Genomic DNA, 3,877 nt, shown 5'->3' on the forward strand with positions numbered 1-3,877 from the left:
CCCGCACTCCGCTAATTTACGCCGCGACCTGTGCCAAATGTTCTGACGACGGACATCCGGCGTGACACGGTGTTCCGTAAGCGGCTCGGTGAAGATCAGCCGGACTTCGCCTTCCAGGACGCGCAGCAGGCCCCACGTCCCGGTTTTGGTGCGATGATCGTTGCGCAGCGCATCGGGCAAAGTCTGCTCGTCGAAGATGGGGGATGAGGCATAGGGTTCAGACATCAGGCAAGCACCTTTGCGCGAATCGCGGTCAGTCCGCCGCGATCAATCAGAATGCCGGTCAGCAGGCTTTCGCCAATGCGCCGCGCCGCGTCGCGAAAGCGGTTTGCCACTTCCTCGTTCGGTGCGATCCGGGTGAGTGTCACGTCCCATAAAGACTGCCACCGCGCAAAATGCTCTGCATCAAGCCCACCGATAGCCGTGTGCTTGCGCATGGGATTGCCACTGAAACGACCCGATTCCAGCATGATCGAGGCCCAGAAATCCTTCATCCGCGCCAGATGATGCGGCCAGTCGCTGACCTTTGCACCAAATATCGGGCCGAGCATGTCATCAGCCCGAATAGCTCCGTAAAATTGCTCTACGAGCTGGGAAATGAATGCGTCATCGATCCCGCAGGCCAGCGCGTCAGCCATCTTGCGAGCGCGCACTTGCGCGACATGCTCTGACCCCGTCACAGTCTCGACTCGATTAAGAGGTATTTCATATGCATCGTTTAGGCGGTTGGCGGTTAAATGCAATATATGATATGCATCTTTTATGAGACTCTCGCTTCAAACCGATTATGCCCTGCGCACGCTGATGTTTTTGGCGGTGAAAGACGGCCATCATTCCATCGCCGACATTGCCAGCGCCTATGGCATTTCGAAGAACCACCTGATGAAGGTGGCTCAGCGGCTCACCGCCGAAGGTTTTGTCGAAAGCGTGCGGGGCCGCAGCGGCGGTCTCAAGCTGGCGCTCCCGCCTGCCGAATTGAATGTGGGCGTCATTGTCCGGACCATGGAAGATACAGGGACGTTCGTTGAATGTTTCGACCCGGCAACCAACACTTGCGTTGTCACCCCAGTCTGCGGGTTACGGCATGTATTGACAGGCGCTTTGGAGTCATTTGCCCGGCATCTGGATCAATTCTCCATCGCCGATCTGATTCCCAACAAAGAGAGGCTTGAGAGGCAGATCGACGGGGGGGGCACGCAACAGTCATGATGCACGGAGCCCCGGCGCTCCGATTCTCAAGCCGGCAGTTTTCAGGTAATGCGCCTTTGAGTTTGCATGACAGGGATTGGCGTGTTGATGAAGCTGAGGGCGATCTCCCTGGTCAGCTGATTGATGCGTCGGACTTCCCAAGTTCGACTTCATCCCGCAGCTTTGGTCCCGCCTCCATGCGCCGCGAGAGTGATTCCACAAATCCGTGCCACCTCTTCTTGCCCATCGCCTGCGCCGCCTTCATCGCGGCATCAGGCAGCGGCGGATTGCTGGTGAGCCAGAAGCGCACGAACAGGCCGATCGCTTCGTTCGTCAATTCCACATGCCATTCGAGCCGATCCAATTGCCGCGACAGACGATCGAGCCGTCTCGCCAGAGCGGCTTCCATCCGTTCATCCTGATCGGACTGCAGCAGAGACATCAACGCCGCCTCCACCACTTCGGTGCGCGAGACGCCGCGGGCATGAGCGCGTTCCTCCAGCAATTTGGCCAGTTCGATATCGAGCCGGAAGGTTTGTTTGCTGTGGGGCTTCTTCCTCACAGGTCGATGCCGTCATCGGGGTCGAGCGATGCATTGCGGGCATTGCGGTTCATTGTGCGATCAGCTTCCCGTTTCGCCCTGGCTGCGTCATCCTCGGGCGCATCGCGATCAAGATCGAACTCGTTGACCGGTGGCTCGGGGACGGGAACGACATCCTCATGTTCGCCCAGTTCGGGTTCTCGCCTGATCCCGGAGTTCGCCGTATCATTTTCTGATTTGGCCCGATCAGCAGCTGACGGCACACCCGGCTTTGGCTGATCAACTGGCGGCTGTTCGGAGCATTTCTCTTCTGCCTTGGCTGGTTTAGTCGGCTGCGGTGCCGCAATGGGTGCGAGCACAGACCAGTCGTCCTTTGGCCGTTTTTTCGGGTGCAGCGGTTTCGGGGTGGGTGCGGGTAGAAGACGCGCGCGAAACCTTGGGTCGAGAAAGTATTTTGCCTTTTCCGCGCGTATCGGCGGAGTGCTGGCCACCAGAACAATCTCCTCGTGCTCAGAAAACTGCTGAACTTCGCCGGGGGTCAGCAACGGCCTCGCGGTCTCAGTACGTGAGACCATGATATGGCCGAGCCATGGCGAGAGGCGATGCCCGGCATAATTCTTCATTGCCCGCATCTGGGTGGCGGTGCCGAGCGCATTGGAAACGCGGCTGGCGGTATTGTCATCATTGGCCGCGAACGCGACGCGGACATGGCAATTGTCGAGAATGGCGTTGTTCGATCCGTAGGCTTTCTCAATCTGGTTGAGCGACTGCGCAATCAGAAATGCCTTGATCCCATAGCCCGCAACAAAGGCCAGGGCGCTTTCGAAGAAGTCTAGCCGCCCCAGAGCCGGGAATTCGTCGAGCATGAACATCACGCGCTGCTGGCGACCCTTGGCCTTGAGCTCTTCGGTCAAGCGGCGCCCGATCTGATTGAGCATCAGGCGGACGAGCGGCTTGGTCCGGCTGATATCGGAAGGAGGAATGACCAGATAGAGCGACACAGGTGCCGCTGAATCGACAAGATCGGTGATGCGCCAGTCCGAGGCTCCGGTGACCTGCGCAATCACAGGGTCGCGGTAGAGGCCGAGGAATGACATGGCCGTCGACAGGACGCCAGACCTCTCATTGTCAGACTTGTTCAGCAGTTCCTGCGCGGCGGCAGCCACAACGGGGTGAACACCATCTTTGCCGAGGTGCGGGGTCGTCTTCATCCGGTGCAGCGTGGTTTCTATCGAACGACGCGGATCGGAAAGGAAGCCAGCGACCCCGGCCAGCGACTTGTCCTTCTCGGCATAGAGGACGTGCAGGATGGTGCCGACGAGTAGCGAGTGGCTGGTCTTCTCCCAATGCGTGCGCTTTTCCAATGACCCTTCGGGGTCGATCAATATGTCTGCGATGTTCTGGGCGTCACGTACCTCCCAATCGCCCTTCCGGACTTCGAGCAGCGGATTGTAGGGGTTGGATGCGGGGTTGGTCGGATCGAACAGCAGGACGCGGCCGTGTCGGGCGCGAAAGCCCGCCGTCAGATCCCAGTTCTCGCCCTTGATATCATGGACGATGCAGCTGCCCGGCCAAGCGAGCAGCGACGGGATGACGAGACCCACGCCTTTGCCGGAACGGGTCGGCGCAAAGCAGAGAATATGTTCGGGACCATTGTGCCGCAGATACCGGTTCTTGTGCGAGCCGATCACCACGCCGTCCTGCTTCAGGAGGCCAGCCTTGCGGATTTCCTTGTCGGTCGCCCAGCGCGCGGAACCGTAGGTCTCTGACTGCTTCTCCTCCCGCGCGCGCCACACCGACATGGCGATCGCGATGACTATGGCGGCCATGGCACCCGAGACCGCGATGAATGCGCCGGTCTGGAAGATCTGTGGTGCATAGGCGTCGAACGCAAACCACCACCAGAAGAAGGCGTAGGGCGGGTAGATTGGCCAAGGTCCCAGCCAGAACCAAGGCTGGCCGAGCTCAGGTTGGTACGCAAGGGCGTGGGCCGTCCATTGGGTGGCAGACCAGATACCAAGCAATGTGACGCTGATGACGGCGATGACCTGACCCCAGAGAATACGGGTGGCGTTCATTGAAAGTTACTCCTGTGTCCGTCGTCAGAACATTTGGCACAGGTCGCGGCGTAAATTAGCGGAGTGCGGG

At 59.4% G+C, this 3,877-nt stretch carries 5 protein-coding genes; 1 reads left to right on the forward strand and 4 read right to left on the reverse strand.

Annotated features, from left to right (window positions below; genetic code table 11):
- The coding region (locus AX672_RS04425) for a DUF1971 domain-containing protein (RefSeq protein ID WP_168727326.1) at positions 1-225 on the reverse strand (225 nt) is incomplete at its 3' end.
- A complete protein-coding gene (locus AX672_RS04430; protein WP_017183353.1) occupies positions 225-680 on the reverse strand; it encodes a group III truncated hemoglobin in 456 nt (151 codons plus the stop codon). The genes AX672_RS04430 and AX672_RS04425, both read right to left, overlap by 1 nt.
- A gap of 82 nt (positions 681-762) precedes the next feature.
- Here AX672_RS04430 and AX672_RS04435 point away from each other — a divergent pair, with 82 nt between their 5' ends.
- Positions 763-1,209, forward strand: a complete 447-nt coding sequence (locus AX672_RS04435) for an RrF2 family transcriptional regulator (protein ID WP_017183354.1) — start codon at positions 763-765, stop codon at positions 1,207-1,209.
- A gap of 112 nt (positions 1,210-1,321) precedes the next feature.
- Here AX672_RS04435 and AX672_RS04440 read toward each other — a convergent pair whose 3' ends face one another.
- Together AX672_RS04440 and AX672_RS04445 are read right to left on the reverse strand one after the other, a co-directional pair.
- A complete protein-coding gene (locus AX672_RS04440; protein ID WP_066648874.1) occupies positions 1,322-1,750 on the reverse strand; it encodes a ribbon-helix-helix protein, CopG family in 429 nt (142 codons plus the stop codon).
- Positions 1,747-3,807, reverse strand: coding sequence for a conjugal transfer protein TraG (locus AX672_RS04445; protein ID WP_066648877.1), 2,061 nt, complete (start codon positions 3,805-3,807; stop codon positions 1,747-1,749). The genes AX672_RS04440 and AX672_RS04445 overlap by 4 nt, the downstream gene beginning before the upstream one ends.
- Positions 3,808-3,877: the final 70 nt, after the last annotated feature.

The sequence above is a fragment of the Sphingomonas sp. CCH10-B3 genome (genome assembly GCF_001556185.1).
GTDB lineage: Bacteria > Pseudomonadota > Alphaproteobacteria > Sphingomonadales > Sphingomonadaceae > Sphingomonas > Sphingomonas aquatica.